This is a genomic window from Microbacterium sp. Leaf288 (assembly GCF_001422925.1).
Taxonomy (GTDB): domain Bacteria; phylum Actinomycetota; class Actinomycetes; order Actinomycetales; family Microbacteriaceae; genus Microbacterium.
The window spans coordinates 911,517-931,115 of record NZ_LMNI01000011.1 but is presented as its reverse complement, the minus strand read 5'-3'; the positions used below and the strand labels follow the sequence as shown (position 1 = coordinate 931,115).

The following is a 19,599-nucleotide window of genomic DNA, read 5'->3' as shown; positions in this document are numbered from 1 at the left end:
CGCCGACACCATGACCCGACTCACAACCCGACCCGCTGCAACCGCAGCCTGAAACGAAAGGAGCAGGGACCGACTCCACGACACGCGGAGCGCCCTACCCGGATCGGACCTGCGCAGCCGTGGTTGACCTGTCGAAGCGGTGCGATGCTCGCCACACCCCTGCCCTACGCAGAGCGAGAGGCGCAGGGCCTGTCGCCCTGCGCCTCTCGGATGGCTCGGGATCAGGCCGCGGCGGCGAAGGGAATCCCCGAGCGCACCGACAGCGCCTCGGCCGAGGCATCCACCGTCACGGTCCCGCCGTCCACGAGCGAGCCTGTGACGAACAGGTCGGCGATGCGGTCGTCGACCTCGCGCTGGATCAGGCGACGCAGCGGCCGGGCGCCGTACTCGGGCTCGTACCCGTTGTCGGCGAGCCAGGCCACCGCGGAGTCCGTCACGACCAGCGACACCTCGCGCTTCGCGAGGCGCGCATCGGATGCCCCGAGCAGCAGTCGCACGATGCTCTGCAGCTGCGGCTTCTCGAGCTTGCGGAACAGCACGATCTCGTCGATGCGGTTGAGGAACTCGGGGCGCATCGCCTCGCGCAGCTTGCCGAAGACGCGGTCGCGCAGATCCTTCTCGGAGCCGAAGCCGGTCGTCCCTCCCCCGTCGGCGAGGAAGCCGATCGCACCGCCGCGCGACGCGAGGAACTCCGAGCCGAGGTTCGAGGTCATGACGACCACCGTGTTGCGGAAGTCGACGGTGCGTCCCTGGCCGTCGGTGAGGCGCCCGTCGTCGAGCACCTGGAGCAGCAGGTTGAACACATCGGGGTGCGCCTTCTCGATCTCGTCGAACAGCACGATCGAGTACGGGTTGCGCCGCACGCGCTCGGTGAGCTGCCCGGCCTCGTCGTAGCCGACGTATCCGGGAGGGGCGCCGACGAGGCGCGACACGGTGTGCCGCTCGCCGAACTCGCTCATGTCGAAGCGGATCACCGCGCCCTCATCGTCGAACAGCGACGCGGCGAGTGCCTTGGCGAGCTCGGTCTTGCCGACGCCCGTCGGGCCGAGGAAGAGGAACGAGCCCACCGGGCGACGGGCGTCGCCCATGCCGGTGCGGTTGCGGCGGACCGCCTTGGCGACCGCGGTCACCGCGTCGTCCTGGCCGATCACGCGGTCGTGCAGCTCGTCCTCGAGGGACGCCAGGCGCTCGCGCTCGGTCTCGGTCAGGCGGTTCACCGGGATGCCGGTGGCACGGCTGATCACCGCGGCGATCTCGGGCTCGTCGACGATCGCGTCGGTCCGCACGGCAGCACCCGCGGCGGTGGCGCGCTCGAGGCGCCCCTGCACCTCGGCGATCTGGTCGCGGATCTGCGACGCCTCCTCGTAGTGCTCTGCCGACACCGCGGCGTTCTTGTCTGCCTCAAGAGTCGCCAGACGCTCGATGAGACCCGACACGTCGACCTTCGAACCCAGCCGCAGGCGCAGTCGGGCGCCGGCCTGGTCGATGAGATCGATCGCCTTGTCGGGCAGCACGCGCTCAGTGAGGTACCGGTCGCTGAGCTCGACGGCCGCACGAAGCGCCTCGTCCGTATAGACGATGCCGTGGTGCTCCTCGTAGGCCGGCTTGAGGCCGCGGAGGATGAGCACGGCGTCCTCGATCGAGGGCTCGCCGACGCGCACCGGCTGGAACCGGCGCTCGAGAGCGGGGTCCTTCTCGATGACGCGGTACTCCTTGAGCGTCGTCGCCCCCACGAGGTGCAGCTCGCCGCGCGCGAGGCGGGGCTTCAGGATGTTGCCCGCGTCCATGCCGCCGTCGCCGGCGCCACCGGCGCCGACCACCGTGTGCACCTCGTCGATGAAGACGATCAGCGCGCCCTTGTACGCGGCGATCTCGTCCATCGTCTTGGTGAGCCGCTCCTCGAAGTCGCCGCGGTAGCGGGTGCCCGCGAGCATGGCCGGCAGATCGAGCGCGATCACGCGCTTGCCGAGCAGCTGTTCGGGCACGGAACCGTCGACGATCGCCTGGGCGAGTCCCTCGACGATCGCGGTCTTGCCGACGCCGGCCTCGCCGACCAGCACCGGGTTGTTCTTGGTGCGGCGGCTGAGGATCTCGATCGTCTGCTCGATCTCGTCGGCGCGCCCGATCACCGGGTCGAGTTCGCCCGCGACGGCGCGCGCCGTCAGGTCGGTGCCGTACGTGTCGAGCATGGGGGTGTCGGATGCTGCGCCCTCGGGCCGCGCCTGCGCCTGCGCGCTCTCGCCCGGCGTCACGGTCTCGCGCGCACCCTGCATGAGTGCCTCGGCCGTCACGCCGGCACGGGCCAGCACCTGGCCGGCGGGCGTGTCCTGCGCGAGCACGAGGGCGAAGAACAGGTGCTCGGGGTCGACGTAGGTCGATCCCGACGAGCGGGCGACCTGGAACGCGTGGAACAGCGCCCGCTGCACGGACGAGGTCACGACGGCCCCGTCGACGTCGGCCGCCGCGGTCGCGGCGGGAAGGCGCTCCTCGGTGGCGCGCGCGATCGCGTCGGCGTCGGCGCCGATGCGCTGCACGGCGTCACGCGCCGGAGCCTCGGCCACGAGGATGCGCAGGACGTGCAGCGCGTCGAGTTCCTGCTGGCCGCGCTCGAGCGCGTACTTGCCGGCGCGCTGGAGCAGCTCCTGGGTACCGGCGCCGAGGTAGCGGCTCAGGTCGATCGAGCGCTCGGCACGGGCGCGCTCGCCCGCGAGGTAGCGCGCCAGGAACTCGTCGAACGAGCTCGCGTCGTCGCCGGCCTGGGGGGTGAAGTCTTCTGGCATTCCATCTCTCCTGAAACTTGAGTGGAGGAGCATCAAGTTTTGAACTTGACACAGGCATTGTCAAGTTCAACCGCACTCATCCGCAGGTATTCCCCAGCGGCGGATGTCGGACCCCGGGCGTAACGTCTCCTCCACGGGGGACCTGCTTCAGAGACGAGAGGGAACACGATGGACTGGAAGATCGAGCTCATCTTCGTACCGGTGACGGACGTCGACCGCGCGAAGGAGTTCTACGAGAGGATCGGCTGGAACATCGACCACGATCAGACGCCCGTCGAAGGCCTCCGCTTCGTGCAGGCGACCCCGCCCGGCTCCGCCTGCTCGATCGCCTTCGGCACAGGTCTCGGCAACACCCTCGAGCCCGGCCAGCAGAACACGGTTCAGATCGTCGTGCCGGACGCCGACGAAGCGCTCGCCCACCTGCGGGCGAACGGCGTCGAGGGGCGCGGTGTCGACGAGCAGGACTGGGGCCGGTTCGTCCAGTTCGACGACCCCGACGGCAACACCTGGACGCTGCAGCAGTTGCCCGCCTGGCGCTGAGCCGCGGCATCCGTCACCGATCCACGACGCGATACGGCCGCCCCGCTCCCGAGGGAGTGAGGCGGCCGGGGTCGGGTGTCGTCAGTCGCGACCTCCGGGCGGGCCCAGGATGAGGAGCACGACGAACAGCAGCACGACCGCGAGAGCGATCAGGGCGCCGAGCACCCAGGGGCGCCGAAGGAACCACCGCATGAGCCGGTCGTACCAGGTGGCGTCGCGCGGGTCGTCCGTGGCCACGAGACGCCACGCGCCCGCAAGACGACCACTGCGCTGGAGCCACAGCTCCGCCGGGATCGTGGCGTAGGGGATGACGGCGCTCACAAGCGCGAGCACCGTGGGCCCGACGCGCCAGCGGTTGTTGAGCGCGACGAGGATGACGGTCGCGCCGTACGACAGGAAGATGAAGCCGTGGATGCCGCCGCCGATCGTGACGCCCAGCGCCCAGTCGGTGGTGGCGCGGATGACGAGGCCGGCAATGAGGAGCGTCCACGAGATCGCCTCGAGAATCGCGAGCGCACGGAACAGGGTGTGGGGGTTGCGGAACACACCTTCAGCCTAACTGAAAGCGCTTCAGGCTTTCTGAAGGTTGGCCGAGGGCGGCGTGATCTACTCGGGGGCGAGCCCGAACGGCTGCTCATGCAGCCCCTCGAGCGCCGTGGCGAGCGCCGGCGCCCCCGCGGCGAGTCCGGCGTCGAGAGCCGCCAGACGCTGTTCGGCGGCTTGCAGCACCTCGCTGCCCCGGTCGGTCACGCGCAGATCGGATGCCGCGCCCGCGTGCTTCGTCGCATCCGCGACGAGCCCGTCGGCGACAAGGGTCTGCACGGCGGTGTGCGCCGACTGCACGGTGATCTGCGAGCGCCGCGCGAGCTCACTGAACGAGATGCCCGGCGTCGCCTCGATGTGGGCGAGCAGTCCGTACTTCCGCGTGGTGAGCCCGAGATCGCGCAGCTGCGCGCCGAGGTGCGCGTCCCACACGGCGGCCACGGTCAGCAGCGAGATGACGGGACTGAACGCACGGTCTGGCACCGTTGAATGCTAGTCCCGCTCCCGCGGGACGGCACGCATCTCTCGCAGTTCCCCGAACCGGGTGCCGCCCGTCCGGCTACCGTGGGACGGTGACATTCTCGCTCGACGACCTGCGCCGGTGGCCCGACGTCGAGGCTCCCGACCTCGTGGCGGCGGATGCGGCGGACCGGCTGCTCCTCGACGAGTCCGCCCCCGCCCGGACCGACGCCGGCGACGGCGAGCTCGTGGTGATCGGCGACGGCTACGGCGCGCTCACGCTCGGCGCAGCCTCGGACGGCGGTCGCGGCATCCGTGTCCATCAGGACCCGCTCACGGGCGAGCGCGCGCTCGCGGCCAACGCCGAGCGCTTCGGGCTCGGAGACGCGTTCGCGTCGCTGCCCCTCTCGCCGGGACTCGTGCGCGACGCGCGCGTCGTGCTGCTGCGGCTGCCGCGCTCACTCGACGCGCTCCGCGACATCGCTGGGCTGATCGCCGCGCACGCGGCACCCGACGTCGTCGTCTTCGCCGGGGGCCGTGTGAAGCACATGACGCTCGCCATGAACGACGTGCTGCGCGAGAGCTTCACCGGGCTCGACGTCACGCATGCCCGCCAGAAGTCGCGCGTGCTCGTCGCGCGCGGACCTCACGGCGGCCGCGAGCCGGTGCCGCTCTGCGCGACGCACGACGGGATCATCGTGTGCGCTTTCGGAGGCGCCTTCGCAGGCGCGTCGATCGACATCGGCACGAGGTTCCTGCTGCAGCACCTGCCCCCGCTCCCCGACGGGGCGGCCATCGACCTCGCCTGCGGAACGGGCGTGGTGGCGACGGCGCTCGCGCTGCGGCATCCATCCCTCCACGTGCTCGCCTGCGACCAATCGGCGGCGGCGGTCACCTCCGCCCGGGCGACCGCGGACGCGAACGGCGTCGCCGACCGCGTCGAGGTCGTCCGCGACGACATGCTGGGGGCCCAGCCGGACGCGAGTGCGAGCTTCATCGCGCTGAACCCGCCGTTCCACTCGGGTTCGGCGGTGCACGAAGGGATCGCGCCGCGGATGTTCGCCGAGGCCGCCCGCGTGCTGCGGCCGGGCGGTGAGCTCTGGGCGGTGTGGAACTCGGGCCTGCGCTACCGCCCGGCGCTGGAGCGAGCGGTCGGCCCGACGCGGCAGGTCGCGCGGAACACCAAGTTCACCGTGACAGCGTCCACCCGGGGCTGAGGGCTACTCACCGGCATCCGGCGACGGCTCGGGCCCGGTCGTCGGCCCGAACAGCACCCAGGCACCGTCGCTGCACTCGTAGAACTCGACCGCGGCGGTGTCGATGAACACGTCGCCGTCGGCGGTGCAGGTGTCGTCCTCGGGCGCCGCCGTGCCGAGCATCACCTGCGTTCCCGGTGCCCCAGGGGCGCCGGTCGGTCCCTGCGCACCCGGGGCCCCCTGCTCCCCCTGCGCGCCCTGCTCGCCTTGTGCGCCGGCCGGGCCCTGCTCGCCCGTGAGGCCTTCGGCGGCCGCCTCGCGGAGATTGCCCACGAGCGTCCACGCGTCGTCCTTGAAGAGGTACACGTCGGCGTTGAGGATGTCGATGTAGACGTCGCCCTCGTAGCCCTTGCCCTCCTCGGGCGCGCCCGAGCCGGCGCGGACCGCCGACCCGGCCGGGAGGATCTCGGCGAGCACGTCCTCGTACTCCGGCGACGCCGTGGCCGAAGCCGACGGCTCGGGCGCCGGCGCGGGCGTGGCCGTGTCGACCGAGCGCGCGAGCCAGGATCCGAGGAAGGCGGCGAAGAACGACAGGAGCACGAAGCCGAGCCCGAACCAGATGAGTGTGCCGCGGGTCACCGGAGGTGCGACGTGTGCGGCGGCGGGCGCAGGCGCAGGGTCCTCGGTCGATTGCGCGTCCTGGACCACGGCACCTCACCTTCCACCGCGTCTTCGACGCCGGACTCCCACAGCCTCGGCGTCGTGACTCAACTGTAGGAACGCGGATGCCCCGTGTCACCTGTTCGCCGGGAATTCGTCCCTGCACGCCGGGCTCTTGACAGCCCTCACCGCGAGGGATTGACTCTCGAATCGAGGTCCTTGCATTTCGCACCGTGGCCGTCGAGGCCACGCCGACGACGCCACGTGGTGGGGTCGCCACCCTCCCGTCGGCTTCGGGTACCGCCGGCGGGGCCCCAAGATCGATGCATCCTCTCTGGAGACAGCCATGCCGTCCCAACTGACCTATCCCGGCGTGTACATCGAGGAGGTGGCGAGCGGGGTCCGGACTATCGTCGGGGTTTCCACCTCGGTCACCGCCTTCGTGGGGCGGGCGCCCCGCGGACCGGTGGACAGACCCATCGTGGTGACGAACTTCGGTGAGTACGAACGCACGTTCGGCGGACTGTGGAAGCTCAGCAGGCTCGGGTTCTCCGTCCGCGACTTCTTCCTCAACGGCGGCGGCACGGCCGTGATCGTCCGCGTCGTGAACGATGCGGCCTCGGACGCCGACGATCCGGCATCGTCCTCGGTCGACCTCGCCCTGGACACCGGTGCGGATCTCCTCACGCTCCAGGCAGTCGACGTGGGGCTGTGGGGCGACGGCCTGCGCGTGCGCATCGACCACGACACGCGTCCCGAAGACCCCGCCCTCGGCGACGAACCCGACACCCTGTTCAACCTCACCGTCCGCGACGGCGCGACGGGAGTCGTCGAGGCGCACCGAAACGTCGTCCTCACGCCCGCCGATCATCCGCGACTGCTGTCGCGGGTGCTCGACAACGAGTCGGACCTCGTGCGCACGGCAGGGACCGTGCCCGGCAGCAGTCGCCCCAAGGTCCACACCGGCACGCCCGCCGCGGGCAAGACGATCTGGGACGACATCACGCCGACGCCGGGCGATCCCTCGCAGGAGGCGAGCCAACGGCTCGCAGGCGGAGACGACGGCGACGATCTCGTCGCCGCCGATGTGAAGGGCTCGCTCGGCGCCAAGTCGGGGATCTACGCGCTCGAGGATGCCGACATCTTCAATCTTCTCGTCATCCCTCCGTATCAGGGGGTGTCGCCGGACGGTCCGGGCGGTGAGGTCGAGGCCGATGTCGTCACCGAGGCGGCGACGTACTCCGAGGCACGGCGGGCGTTCTACGTGATCGATGCACCACCGACCTGGCAATCCGTCGGCGACGCGAAGTCCGGCCTCGCGTCGCTCGGGACGGTGAGCGCCAACGCAGCCGTGTACTTTCCGCGACTGCGGCAGACCAACCCGCTGCGCGACAACCAGCTCGAGACGTTCGGCGCGTCGGGCGCGGTGGCCGGCGTGCTCGCACGCACCGACGCGACCCGCGGCGTGTGGAAGGCCCCGGCAGGCCTGGAGGCGACCCTCAACGGCGTGCCCGAGCTCTCCATCCCGTTGAGCGACGGCGAGATCGGTCAGCTGAACCCGCTCGGCATCAACAGCCTGCGCGCGTTCGCCGGCGCCGGTCGCGTCGTGTGGGGGGCGCGCACGCTGAAGGGCGCGGATTCGCTCGCGAACGAGTGGAAGTACATCCCGGTGCGGCGCACGGCGCTCTTCATCGAGGAGTCGCTCTTCCGCGGGACCCAATGGGTGGTCTTCGAGCCCAACGACGAGCCGCTGTGGGCGCAGATCCGCCTCAACGTCGGCACGTTCATGAACGACCTCTTCCGGCAGGGCGCCTTCCAGGGCAGCACGCCGCGCGACGCGTACTTCGTCAAGTGCGACAAGGAGACGACGACGCAGTCCGACATCGATCGGGGCATCGTCAACATCCACGTCGGGTTCGCGCCGCTCAAGCCCGCCGAGTTCGTCGTCATCCGACTGCAGCAGATCGCCGGCGCGAGCGCCGTCTGAGCCGAAGGAATCGGGACATGGCACAGTTCAGCGTCAACGCCAGCAGGTTCGACCCGTACAAGAACTTCAAGTTCCGCGTGAAGTGGGACGGCAAGTACGTCGCGGGCGTCAGCAAAGTGAGCGGCCTCAAACGCACCACGGAGGTCGTGGAGCACCGCGAGGGCGGAGATCCGTCGACGTCGCGCAAGTCGCCCGGCAGGGTCAAGTTCGAGGCGATCACCCTCGAGCGCGGCGTCACGCACGACGTCGAGTTCGAGCAATGGGCGAACAAGGTGTGGAACTTCGGGTCGGGGCTCGGAGCGGAGGTGTCGCTCAAGGACTTCCGCAAAGACCTGATCGTCGAGCTCTACAACGAGGCGGGCCAGCTCGTGATCGCGTACAAGGTGTTCCGCGCGTGGGTCTCGGAATACCAGGCGCTCCCCGACCTCGACGCCAACGCGAACGCCGTCGCCATCCAGACGCTCAAGCTCGAGAACGAGGGCTGGGAGCGGGACTACGCGGTCGTCGAGCCGTCCGAACCTGTTTTCGCCGAACCCTAGGAGCCGACGGTGGCCGCCGCCGCAGCCTCTCCGGTGCGGGCCCAGACGATCCTCGACCTCGCCGACGCGGCGCGGGGCGAGGCGCCGATCCCCCGTGCGCTGCGGGTCGCGGCGGCAGCCGGCGAAGACACGGCGGGTCTGCGTGAGGCGCCGCTCGGGCACCTGCACGCTGCCGCCCTCGGCTTCCACACCGCGCTCACCGGTCCGCGGCTCGAGGCGGTCGTCACCTGCCCGGCGTGCGCATCGGCTGTCGAGTTCGCTCTCGATGCCGACTCCCTGCGCGGACTGAGCGGCACCGCGGCCTCGGGCGACCTGACCGTGCCCACGCAGGCCGGTGCCTGGCGGGTGCGGTGGCGGGTGCCGACGGCGGGCGATCTCGCGGAGGTCGCCGGGCGAACGGATGCTGCCGCCACCCTTCTCGCGCGGTGCTGCGATGTCACCGGCCCCAGTGGCGAGGACGCGACGCTCGCCCCGGTCGAAGTGGTCGAGCACATCGAGGCCGCGCTCGCCGCCGCCGACCCGCTCGCCGAGGTCACCGTCGGGCTGGACTGCCCCGAGTGCGGCGCGCTGTTCGACGCCGACGTCGACCCGATCGCCTTCGTCTGGCATGAGGTCGAGTCGCGCGCCCGGCGGGTGCTGCGCGAGGTCGACGTGCTCGCGCGAGCCTACGGCTGGACCGAGGCCGACGTGCTCGCGCTCCCGGAGCAGCGCCGCGCCGCCTACCTCGAGATCGTGCGGGAGGGAGCATGAGCGGTTACCTCGCACGTCTCGCCGCCCGCGCGGGTGGGGCTCCCGCCGCCGCGGGTCCGCGGCTGCCGTCCCGGTTCGAACCGAGCACCGGCGACGGATCGACGGATGCGGCGGCTCCCCCCACGATCGCGACGGCCGCGGAAGTCCCCGCCCAGGCTGACCTGCCGGGTCCGCCGAGGAACACCGACGCCCGCGCACTGGTCGAGCCGGTCGGTCCGGCTCGCGGCGAAGGCGATCGCGCGATCCCCTCCCACCGGGACGACCGCGGCTTGCCGGCCACGAGGACCGCGTCGGAGGTCGGCACCGCGGAGCCCGCGCCGGAACGCTCGGCCGTTGCCGTCGACTCCTACCGCATCGACACCGCTGCGCTCCCGACTCCTCCCCCCGCCACCCCTCGCGTCGAAGCGGCACCGCCCCGGCGTGCGGAACCTCCGACCGTCACGACGCCGGCGGCGTCCGCGAGCGCGCGGGACGAGGCATCCGTCCCCGTTCCGGAGCCCGATGTCGTGCACGTCACGATCGGGCGCATCGAGGTGCGCGCCACCCTCGCGCCGCCCGCCGCCGCTCCCCGCAGCGCGCGCCCGGCGCACGACCCCGAGCGGACGCTCCACGACTACCTCGCGGGGAGGCCACGATGAGCGGCCCGCTCGCGATCGGGGGCGTCAGCGCGGTGCTGCGCAACCTGCTCGACAACGGCATCGTGCAGGCCGGGCCCGCCGTGGGCACGGTGAAGGTGACCGCGCTCGCGCCCGACGCGATCAAGCTCAACGAGCCCGACAGCGAGCCGAGCCTCAACCTCTTCCTGTACCGCGTCAGCCCCAACGCCGGGTGGCGCAACGCGGGGCTTCCCGGCTTCGACTCCGCGGGCACGCGCACCGCGAACCCGCCGCTGGCGCTCGACCTGCACTATCTGCTCACCGCCTACGGGACGGCGGACTTCGAGGCCGAGATCCTGCTCGGGTACGCGATGTCGATCCTGCACGACCAGCCGGTCCTCGATCGCGCGTCGATACGGACGGCACTGCAAGCCGGCGTGGTGAGCGGAAGCATTCTGCCGCCTGCCTACCAGGCGCTGGCGGCCGCGGACCTCGCCGATCAGGCAGCCGAGCTCACGGTCACCACGGAGCCGATCGACTCCGAGGAGATGTCGCGGCTGTGGTCGGCCATCCAGGCGAACTACCGCCCGAGCGTGGGCTATCTCGTGACGGTGGTGCTGATCGAGGCGACCAAGCCGGTGCGCAGCGGGCTGCCGGTGCTCACGCGGGGCGATCCGGCGGCGAACGGCGGGCGGGAGCCCGGCGTCTTCGTGCACCCCGATCTGCTGCCACCCGTCCCCACGCTGTTCCGCGTGGTCCCGCCGGCGCCGCAGCCGGCCGCGGCACTCGGCGAGAGCGTGCGCGTCGAGGGGGCCCACCTCGACGGGACCGGCGTGGAGGTGCGCTTCTCGCATCCTGCGCTCGCCGCTCCGATCGTCGTGCCGATCGGCGCCAACACGCGCCGCGACGTCGTCGACGTGCCCCTCCCGGCGAGCCCTGGGGCGGACGCCGCATGGCCCGCGGGCGTGTGGACCGTGCGCGTCTCGCTGACGCCGCCCACCGGGACGATCCCCCGCGAGACGAACACCGCGGCGATGCTCCTCGCTCCCGTCATCCGGTTCGGCGGCGCCACCGGCGCGGTCCGTGACGGCGGCACCGGCGACGTCACCGCGACGATCGAAGTCTCGCCCGCAGTCCGGCCCGGCCAGCGGGCGACCCTCGCGCTCGGCGGAGATGTGGCACAGGCGGAGCCCCACGGAACGGTGACCGACACCCTGGTCTTCGAGTACGGCGACGTCCCCGGCGGACCGCAGTGGGTGCGGCTCGCCGTCGACGGCGCCGAGAGCCGGCTCATCCTCCTGAGCCCGAAGATCCCTCCGGACCCGCCCGCATTCGATCCGCTGCAGAGGATCACGGTCCCATGAGCACCACCGCCGCATTCGACGAGCCGGACCGGCTGCGCGACGCGCCGCGCGACCGGCTCGTGTCGGAGCTCACGCGCATCGCGGCGCTGCTGCGCGGCGACGATGCGCCGCGGCCCCAGACCGACGACTCGCCGCTCGCGGACCTCGGCCACCGGCTCGGGCTCTCCGCGTTCGAGTGCGACGTGCTCATGCTCGCCGCCGCCGTGGAACTGGACGCGCGCGTGGCCGCGGATGTCGCGGCGGCGCAGGGCGGAACGCCGTCGCCGAGCTTCGGGCTCGCGCTCTCGGTGCTGCCCGCCGCGCATTGGGACGCGCTCTCGCCCGACCGGCCCCTGCGACGTCGGCGGCTCGTGAGGCTCGGGGCGGGCGACATCCTGGCGCTGCGCCCTCTCCGCATCGACGAAGCCGTGCTGCACCGCCTCACCGGCCTCGGGCCGGGCCGCCTCGACGGACTCGTCGCCGACCCTCTCGCCGGCGGCCTCACCGCGGCGCAGGCCGCGCTGGCCGACGAGCTCGCCGCCGCGGTGCGCGCGGTCGACGGGCGGGTGCTCGTGCGGCTCGACGGCGCGGATGCCGACACGCGTGCGGGCGTCGTCGCCCGCCTGGCTGCGGCACTCGGCGGCGGCGTGCTCTCCGTGCGGGATGCCGCGGCCGCCGAGCGCGACCCGGCCGACACCGCCGCCGTCCTCGACCGGGAGGCGGTCCTCGACGGGCGGCTCATCGCCACCGACGACGCGCGACTGCTCGCACTGCTGGAGGCGGAGGTCGTCGTCACGGACGGCCCGGGCGACGTCGCCGGGAGGGTCACGCTCGCCCGCACCGTGCCCCTGCCCACCGCGAGCGAGGAGGCGGCGCTGTGGCGCGCGGCCCTCGAGGTCGACGCAGCGAGGACGGCCGACGCGATCGTCGTCGCGGAACGTGAGCTGTCGCAGCACTTCCGCCTGCCCGCGGGGGTCGTCGCCGCGGTCGCGGCCGAGTGGCTCGCCCTTCCCGACCGCGATGTCGCGACCCTGCGCCGCCTCGTGCGCGAGCGCTCCCGCACGGGCTTCGGTGCGCTCGCACAGCGCATCGAGCCGCGCGCGAGGTGGGACGACCTCGTGCTCCCCGAAGGCCAGCGCGAGCTGCTGCGCGAGATCGAGCGGCACGTGCGTCACCGCGCGACCGTGCTCGACGACTGGGGGTTCGCGAGCCGCTCGGACCGCGGACTGGGCGTCACCGCGCTCTTCGCAGGCGAAAGCGGCACCGGCAAGACGATGGCGGCCGAGGTGCTCGCCGGCTCCCTGGGCCTCGACCTCTACCGCATCGATCTCGCCGCGCTGGTGAGCAAGTACATCGGCGAGACCGAGAAGCATCTGTCGACCGTGTTCGACGCCGCCGAGGCCTCCGGTGCCGTGCTGCTCTTCGACGAGGCCGATGCCCTGTTCGGCAAGCGCAGCGACGTCAAGGACAGCCACGATCGCTACGCGAATCTCGAGGTCGCGTACCTCCTGCAGCGTATGGAGTCCTATCGGGGGCTGGCGATCCTCACCACGAACCTGCGGGGCAACGTCGACCGGGCGTTCCTGCGCCGCATCCGGTTCGTCGTGCAGTTCCCCTTCCCCGACGAGGCGTCTCGCGCCGAGATCTGGCGGCGCGTCTTCCCCGCCGCGACACCGCTCGCGGACGTCGATCCTGCGGCGCTCGCACGCATCCAGTTCAGCGGCGGCGCCATCCGGCAGATCGCCCTCTCGGCGGCCTTCGCCGCCGCCGACGAGGGCGACGCCGTCGGCCCCGAGCACCTGCTGCGCGCCGCCACGCGCGAGGCGGCGAAGTCCGAGCGCGCACTCACCGCCGCCGAGACCGGGGCGCTCCGAGGTGGTGCGAGATGACGCGCATCGACCTCGACATCGAGCGCCTCGTGCTGCGGGGCGTCCCCGCCGAGCTCGCCGAGGGCATCGGGTCGCTCGTCGCCGAGCGCCTGAGCGAGCTGGCGACCGCCGACCGGCGCGGCGACGAGCCGCCGCGCTGGGCCGCCGCATCGCGCCGCGTGCGACCCGTGACCGATCGCGAGGGCCTCGCCGCCCAGGTGGCGCGCGACACGTGGGCGACGGCCCGCGACCGGATCCGGGAGGGGGTGTCGCGATGAGCAGGACTCCCGCTCCCCCGGCGAAGGGCACGGATGCCGCACCCCCGCGGCGCGTGTCGCACCGCCACGACGCGACGGAGCGTCAGGCGGACCGCGCCGCGGACATCGTCGCCCGCGGCGGGAGCGTGACGGGCTGGTCGTTCGCGAACGTGCCGGCCGAGGCATCCGTCCATCGTGACGAGGACCAGCCGAAGAAGCTCGAGGACAGGCCGCGGCCCCAGGCCGAGGCGTACAAGGAGGGCGTGGGCAAGGCGGTGGAGGCGGCCACCGAGACCGAGCTGCCCAGCGGCAAGAAGGTCCGCGAGGTCATCGAGGACAGCCCCCTGCTGTCCGCCGCCGCCGCGAGCGGCCTCGCGCTCTCGGGGAAGGACGTGCCGCTGCCGCTCGGGTCGATTCCGAAGGTCAAGGACATCGTGCCGCCCGGTCTGAGCGTCGGTGTGAGGGCGGAGGGCGTCCCCGGGCTCCTCGCTGGCGATCCGCGCCCAGGCGGCCGCGGCGTGGGCTTCAGCGACGTCGGACTCGGACTCACGCTCGGCTATACGGAACAGCTTCCGAAGGGAGGCAGGAAGCGACAGAGCGCGGCCGACAAGAAGACGGCGGCGATCGCCGCCGACACCGCACGGCTGAGGAACGACCCGATCATCAAGAGCCTCCAGACGCAGCAGGACAAGGAGCTGAGCGACGCCGCGATCGCGTCCGTCGTGGCGCGTCAGAAGTTCGCCCCGGCCGGCCAGGTGCCAGGTCTCCCCTTCCCGCTCGTGCCGCCGCTCGCCACGCCGAAGACCGAACAGCAGAAGAAGCCCGAGGACGCCGTCAAGGCGGAAGAGCAGAAGAAGCGCGAAGAGGTGCAGCGCGCACCGGCCACGACGAGCGAGGCGGCGCCCGCGGAGGACTTCGACACGACGGGAGTGGATGCCGCGACCCGAGGCGGCGGCCGGGCGCTGGACCCGAGCCTCAGGCACTCGATGGAGGCGCGCTTCGGCTACGACTTCTCGTCGGTGCGGCTGCACGACGACCCGCAGGCGGCGAGCGCCGCCGCGGGAGTCGATGCGACGGCGTTCACGGTCGGCGAGCACATCGTGTTCGGTTCTGGCCGCTTCGACCCGTCGAGCCCGGCGGGTCGACACCTGATCGCCCACGAGCTCGCCCACGTCGTGCAGCAGCGTGGGGGCGCCGCACCGCGCTCCACCGGGGCGCCGGCCCGCGTGCAACGGCGGAGCTTCTGGGAGAGTCTCGCGGTCTTCTTCGGCGCCGAGGGCTCGTGGAGCGACGCCGAGCTCCTGGCATACGTGAAGGCGATCACGAAGGCCGGATCGCACGACGGCTCGTACGACGCCGACAACAAGGCCCGCGCGGTCGTGCGCAAATGGAAGGCCGGGAGCCCCGGGTGGGAGCTCACGGGAAAGCAGATGGGCCTGCTCATCGACGAGATGATCGACGGACCCACACTCGACGACGACGAGGACGCCATCCTCGACCTCGTCGAGCTCGCCACGCCGGACGAGCTGCTGGTGGTGTTCCGCGAACCGGCGAAGCGCTACGCGTCGCTCGACGACAACCTCCATGGCGCCCAGCAGGATCGCCTCGACGATCTCGTCGCCCGGCGCTTCGCGGGAGGAGGCACGGCCCTCTCCCGGGGAACCGTCGAAGTGGTCGGACCCGAGATCCCCGCCGCGTCGCCGTCCTTCGCGTTCGACGGCGCCCGGTTCGACGCCCGGTTCGAGGAGGACTACTACGGCGACGACCCCGCCGCCGTCGTCGCCCGCCTCTCCCCCGCCGATCGCAGGAAGGCGCGGGACCATGTGCTGCACACGACGCGCCCACGGTGGCAGGGCGAGCTCGAGGCGGTCACCAGGGAGCGCGTCGCGGCGACGGACGACGCCGAGCGCCGCCGGCTCGCGAAGAAGGAGCGGAAGCTCCGTCACCGAGTCCGCCCACTCGACCTGTTCATCGCCGACACGCTTCATCGCGACCTGCCCGCCTCGGCCGACGACGCCCTCGCCGCCACCTCGCCGGTCACCGGCGACGAGGCGAAGGCAGCGCGCGAAGCGCTCACCCCGCCTCGCCCGGTGAAGCCGAAGCCGAAGCCACCCACCACGCCACCCGACCCGGCGACACCGCCGACGGCCGCGCCGACGACGGCGTCGGCGAAGCCGAAGAAGTCGGCGGCTGAACGCCGCAAGGAAGCGGCAGCGAAGCGGAAGGAGGAGGCCGCCCGCAGGAAGGCCGAAGCCGAGGCGAAGGCGAAGGAGGAGGCCGAGCGCAAGGCGATGTTCGCGCCCGGAGGCAAGTACCGCACGCTGGTCGCAGCGGCGCTGGCGGTGAAGATCGAGAAGGCCTACGAGAACGCCCGCGCGGCGGGCACCGCGTCCAAGCCCTCCGAGATCGAACGCATGGCGAAGCCGGCGAAGGATGCGACCGACGGCGTCTTCGGCAACTTCTACAACCCGGGTGCGCGGCCCGAGCTGACCTTCGGCGGCGACGGCAAGCCGCAGACGCTGTTCTCCTGGCACCACCGGCAGACCACCGCCGTCACGTCCGCCGATCCGGCCGACCGCGTCGCGTGGGCCCTGCAGCAGATCCGCTACTACTTCCGCTCGGACGCCGCGTTCGACGCCATCAACGCCGAGTGCGACGCGCGGCCCGAGACGATCGGCGACAAGCGCAACGACGAGGCGCAGGCACTGGAGGACGTAGCTCAGGCCGCGGTGGTCGACGGGGTGAGCGAGAAGTGGGAGGACGATCCCCAGACCACCGCCGACAAGCTCATCTACATCGACCGCAACTGGGGCGGAGCACAGGTCGGAGGGCAGATCTACGTCGACATGTTCCAGACGGGCGACGTCGACGAGGACCGCGCGGCGCGGTGGGACATGTTCCAGACCCTCATCCACGAGTACGGCCACACCCTCGCGCACGCGGACTACCGGCGGTACGCCGTGAAGCTCAAGGAGAAGTCGGAGCGCGAGTGGAACACCCTCATGGAGGGCGTCGACAGCCTGCTCACCGACGTCGTGTGGTCGAAGAGCGGTCGCAGGCTGCTGGCGCACCGGCCGACGCGCGAGCTGGTCGAGGGCAAGTCCTGGGCGGCGCTGCCCCCGATCACCGTGAGCCCACCCGGCGCGTACACCTCGATCACCGAGGCGCAGCGCCTCGTCGACGTCGTGGGCGCCGACAACGTGTGGACGGCCTACTTCCTGGGCAAGGTCGACCGCATCGGCGGCACGGCGGGCGGGAGGCGGCCATGACGGATGCGCTGTCACGGCTCCTCGACGCCGCCGACGTGTCGGGGTGGACCGGTCTGCCCGCCGACGCCGCGGAGGCGCTCGGTGTCGTGGGCGGCACCCCATCGACGTTCGACGGGCTGCTGGGCGATCCGCCCGCGGTCACCTCGTGGGTCCCGCTCTCGACACGGCTCTTCAGCGACGGCCTGCGCGCGTGGGTCCGGGAGGGCCGCGTCGTCCTGGTCGAGGGCGTCATGCCCGTCGACGGTGACGGAGGCCTTCTCGCCATCCCCGAGCTCGGCGAACCCGACGCCGAGCTCGACCACGTCTTCGGGCCCCTGACCATCGCCGGCGGCGAGCGCGTCTATGCCACGCGCGGTCTCGCCGTCTGCGTCAATCCGAAGAGCGGTGTGCTGCTCGCGGTGCGCGGATACGCGCCGACGACGCCCGAGGACTACCGCCGGCATCTGCGCCCCGTCCCGGTGCCCGAGCTGCGTCTCACGGGAGGGGGTGCGCCGTGAGTCCCGCGCATGTCCACTCCACTGCTCCCGCGGCCGATCGCCCGAGCGGGGTGCACGCCGTCGGGCGTGCGGACGCGCCCGCCGAGCGCGCGGCCGAGCGGTTCGCCGAGGCATCCGTCGCCCCTGCTCCGTCCGGCTGGTCGTTCGCGGCCGTGCCCACGCACGGGTCGTCGGCGTCGACAGAGCTCGACGTGCGGCTCGACGGCGAGGGGCGCGCGCTCGACTCAGCAGAGCGGCTGTCTGCGCCACCGGGCCTCGACGCGCGCGACGTCCGCGTGCACACGGATGCCGCGTCCGCCGACACCGCCGAGCGTGCGGGTGCGGAGGCGCTCACGGTCGGCCGTCGTATCGCATTCGCGCCGGGGCGTGAGCAGCGCGGCACCGAGGAGGGCCGGCGGAGGCTCTCGCACGAGCTCGCGCACGTCGCCCAGCACCGGATCGGCGATCCTCCGATCGTGCGCCGTCAGCCGAAGGCTCCTGTGACGCCGGCGACGACGCTCATGACCCTTCCGGAGGCCGATCGCAAGCGGATTCAGATCACGGCGGACATGCCGGTGAGCATCCCGTCGCCCGACACGTCGTTCCAGGCGAACGCCACGCCGTACACGCCGCCCGCGAAGACGACCATCACGATCGACGGCTCGGCGAGCGCGGTGCCCGTGACGGGCATGCAGAATCTGGTCGGGCAGCTGATGGATGCCACGCCCACGGTGCTGCCGGAGAACAGCACGATCACCCTGAAGCTCGACCTCGCCACGCACGGCGGGATCGACGGGCTCTACCGCTTCACCCACACCGCGCCGCCGGCACCCGCCGGTGGGACGGCGACGACGAGGGTGCTCGTCGAGCAGCTCGGCGCCGCGACCGCACCGCCCGGCCAAGCGGTGCCCGGACCGCCCGAACCCGGAAAGAAGCCCCCGCCCGACCCGATCGCCGGAAAGATCAAGACCGCCGGCATCACGCACTCCCTCACGGGCGGCCAGCTCGAAGCGCTGCGCGGCGCGGTGTCACGCGTCCCGGCGGCGCATCTCGCTCTCGTGCAGGGCATCAGCGTGGTCGTGGGTGACCCGCCAGCGGGCGAGGACGGGGAGTACGACGCGGGAACGCATACCGTGACGATCCGCAAGACCGCGTTCGACGCCTCCGACGTGCGCTTCGCCGGCAAGGGTTCCGCGCTCTCGTACGCGTCGCAGGTGATCCTCCACGAGATCGGGCACGCGATCGATGACCGCAACATGCGCAAGGCGATGGCGAAGTACACATCCGCCGGCGCAGCCCAGGCTGCGACGCTCGCGAAGCACGCCGACGCCGCCGGCAACTACCCTCTCGGCGGTCCTGCGGAGAAGGCGATCAAGGCTGCGGAGGGCGCGACCAAGACCGCGCGCGATGCCCTCGCCGCGACGACGACGGAATCGGGGTCGACCGTCAGCTTCAGCGGCACCACCGCGAACGTCGACGATGGCGGCGACGCCAAGGGCAAGCCGTTCCGGGAGGCGACCGAGAAGGACGGGGGCGCGGCGACCCAGTACGGCACCACCGCATGGAAGGAGAGCTACGCCGAGGCGTACGCGCTGTACGTGTCGTCCCCCGAACTGCTGCAGTCCCTGCGTCCGGCGACTTACGCGTACTTCGACAATGCTCTCCCGAAAGACAAGGCGGCGAAGCGGCCATGACTTCACCTCGGCTCATCAAGGGCGGCCTCGTGCAGGTCGACGTCAAGAGCGGGCGGACGCTGCGCACGATCGCCCTGCAGTACAACCCCGACTCCCTCAGCCGCACGATGCAGGTGCAGGCGGCGGGCGAGTCGGGAGGCGACAAGTCCCAAGCGCTGCGCATCAAGGGCGCTGCGGCCGAGACCATCAAGGTCGAGGCCGAGATCGACGCGACCGACCGGCTCGAACATCCCGATCAGAACCGGACGGCCGCCGAGGTCGGCATCCATCCGGAGCTCGCCGCGCTCGAGCTGCTCGTGCAGCCGACGAGCGACGCGCTGCAGGGCAACGACTCGATCGCCCGGGGCGGCGCGCTCGAGGTCCTCGCCATCGAGACGCCTCTGCTGCTCTTCGTGTGGGGACCGAACCGCGTCGTGCCGGTGCGCATCACCGACCTCTCCATCACGGAGGACGCGTTCGATGCCCAGCTCAACCCGATCCGGGCGACGGTGTCGTTGGGGATGAGGGTGCTCACCGTCGACGACCTCGGGTTCGAGCACCGCGGCGGCCAGCTGTTCATGGCGCACCTCCGGTCCCGTGAGGCGCTCGCCAAGAAGGCCGGTTCGGCGCCACTGTCGGCGCTCGGCGTGAAGGAGCTCTGAC

At 72.0% G+C, this 19,599-nt stretch carries 17 protein-coding genes; 13 read left to right on the top strand and 4 right to left on the bottom strand.

Annotation, left to right across the window (positions count from 1 at the left end):
* Positions 1–221: 221 nt before the first annotated feature.
* The gene (locus ASF40_RS13600) at positions 222–2,780 is read right to left on the bottom strand and encodes an ATP-dependent Clp protease ATP-binding subunit (protein ID WP_056369823.1); all 2,559 of its coding nucleotides are present in this window, start codon (positions 2,778–2,780) and stop codon (positions 222–224) included.
* Positions 2,781–2,948: 168 nt separating this feature from the next.
* Between ASF40_RS13600 and ASF40_RS13595 the strand changes: the two genes are divergently transcribed.
* Complete coding sequence (locus ASF40_RS13595) at positions 2,949–3,320, top strand: VOC family protein (protein ID WP_056369821.1); 372 nt, start codon at positions 2,949–2,951, stop codon at positions 3,318–3,320.
* Positions 3,321–3,401: 81 nt separating this feature from the next.
* Here ASF40_RS13595 and ASF40_RS13590 read toward each other — a convergent pair whose 3' ends face one another.
* Positions 3,402–3,866: a DUF3817 domain-containing protein gene (locus ASF40_RS13590; protein ID WP_056369819.1), complete on the bottom strand. Its 465-nt coding sequence runs from the start codon at positions 3,864–3,866 to the stop codon at positions 3,402–3,404.
* Positions 3,867–3,926: 60 nt separating this feature from the next.
* Positions 3,927–4,346 (bottom strand): MarR family winged helix-turn-helix transcriptional regulator, encoded by a 420-nt coding sequence (locus tag ASF40_RS13585; protein WP_082497048.1) that lies wholly within the window; start codon positions 4,344–4,346, stop codon positions 3,927–3,929.
* An 89-nt stretch (positions 4,347–4,435) separates the two neighbouring features.
* Here ASF40_RS13585 and ASF40_RS13580 point away from each other — a divergent pair, with 89 nt between their 5' ends.
* The gene (locus tag ASF40_RS13580; RefSeq protein WP_056369817.1) at positions 4,436–5,539 is read left to right on the top strand and encodes a class I SAM-dependent methyltransferase; all 1,104 of its coding nucleotides are present in this window, start codon (positions 4,436–4,438) and stop codon (positions 5,537–5,539) included.
* A gap of 3 nt (positions 5,540–5,542) precedes the next feature.
* Here ASF40_RS13580 and ASF40_RS21610 read toward each other — a convergent pair whose 3' ends face one another.
* A complete protein-coding gene (locus ASF40_RS21610; RefSeq protein ID WP_056369814.1) occupies positions 5,543–6,226 on the bottom strand; it encodes a collagen-like protein in 684 nt (227 codons plus the stop codon).
* A 298-nt stretch (positions 6,227–6,524) separates the two neighbouring features.
* On the opposite strand from ASF40_RS21610, the gene ASF40_RS13570 reads away from it, so the two are divergent.
* The 11 genes from ASF40_RS13570 to ASF40_RS13520 are packed head-to-tail and all read left to right on the top strand — an operon-like array spanning position 6,525 to position 19,598.
* Positions 6,525–8,165: a phage tail sheath family protein gene (locus ASF40_RS13570; RefSeq protein WP_056369812.1), complete on the top strand. Its 1,641-nt coding sequence runs from the start codon at positions 6,525–6,527 to the stop codon at positions 8,163–8,165.
* 17 nt (positions 8,166–8,182) lie between these two features.
* Entirely contained in the window at positions 8,183–8,704 is a 522-nt protein-coding gene (locus ASF40_RS13565; protein WP_056369810.1) for a phage tail protein, read from the top strand.
* 9 nt (positions 8,705–8,713) lie between these two features.
* Positions 8,714–9,454, top strand: a complete 741-nt coding sequence (locus ASF40_RS13560) for a hypothetical protein (protein WP_056369809.1) — start codon at positions 8,714–8,716, stop codon at positions 9,452–9,454.
* Positions 9,451–10,092 (top strand): hypothetical protein, encoded by a 642-nt coding sequence (locus tag ASF40_RS13555; RefSeq protein WP_056369807.1) that lies wholly within the window; start codon positions 9,451–9,453, stop codon positions 10,090–10,092. The genes ASF40_RS13560 and ASF40_RS13555 overlap by 4 nt, the downstream gene beginning before the upstream one ends.
* Positions 10,089–11,414 (top strand): DUF4255 domain-containing protein, encoded by a 1,326-nt coding sequence (locus ASF40_RS13550; RefSeq protein WP_056369805.1) that lies wholly within the window; start codon positions 10,089–10,091, stop codon positions 11,412–11,414. The genes ASF40_RS13555 and ASF40_RS13550 overlap by 4 nt, the downstream gene beginning before the upstream one ends.
* Positions 11,411–13,282: an ATP-binding protein gene (locus ASF40_RS13545; RefSeq protein ID WP_056369803.1), complete on the top strand. Its 1,872-nt coding sequence runs from the start codon at positions 11,411–11,413 to the stop codon at positions 13,280–13,282. The genes ASF40_RS13550 and ASF40_RS13545 overlap by 4 nt, the downstream gene beginning before the upstream one ends.
* On the top strand, positions 13,279–13,539 hold the full coding sequence (locus tag ASF40_RS13540) for a hypothetical protein (protein WP_056369801.1): 261 nt from the start codon (positions 13,279–13,281) through the stop codon (positions 13,537–13,539). The genes ASF40_RS13545 and ASF40_RS13540 overlap by 4 nt, the downstream gene beginning before the upstream one ends.
* On the top strand, positions 13,536–16,787 hold the full coding sequence (locus tag ASF40_RS21360; protein ID WP_082497047.1) for an eCIS core domain-containing protein: 3,252 nt from the start codon (positions 13,536–13,538) through the stop codon (positions 16,785–16,787). Before ASF40_RS13540 ends, ASF40_RS21360 begins: the two co-directional genes overlap by 4 nt.
* Entirely contained in the window at positions 16,784–17,284 is a 501-nt protein-coding gene (locus ASF40_RS13530; protein WP_056369796.1) for a hypothetical protein, read from the top strand. The genes ASF40_RS21360 and ASF40_RS13530 overlap by 4 nt, the downstream gene beginning before the upstream one ends.
* On the top strand, positions 17,281–18,957 hold the full coding sequence (locus ASF40_RS13525) for an eCIS core domain-containing protein (RefSeq protein ID WP_082497046.1): 1,677 nt from the start codon (positions 17,281–17,283) through the stop codon (positions 18,955–18,957). The genes ASF40_RS13530 and ASF40_RS13525 overlap by 4 nt, the downstream gene beginning before the upstream one ends.
* Positions 18,954–19,598, top strand: a complete 645-nt coding sequence (locus ASF40_RS13520; RefSeq protein WP_056369792.1) for a CIS tube protein — start codon at positions 18,954–18,956, stop codon at positions 19,596–19,598. The genes ASF40_RS13525 and ASF40_RS13520 overlap by 4 nt, the downstream gene beginning before the upstream one ends.
* The last annotated feature ends 1 nt before the right edge of the window (position 19,599 follow it).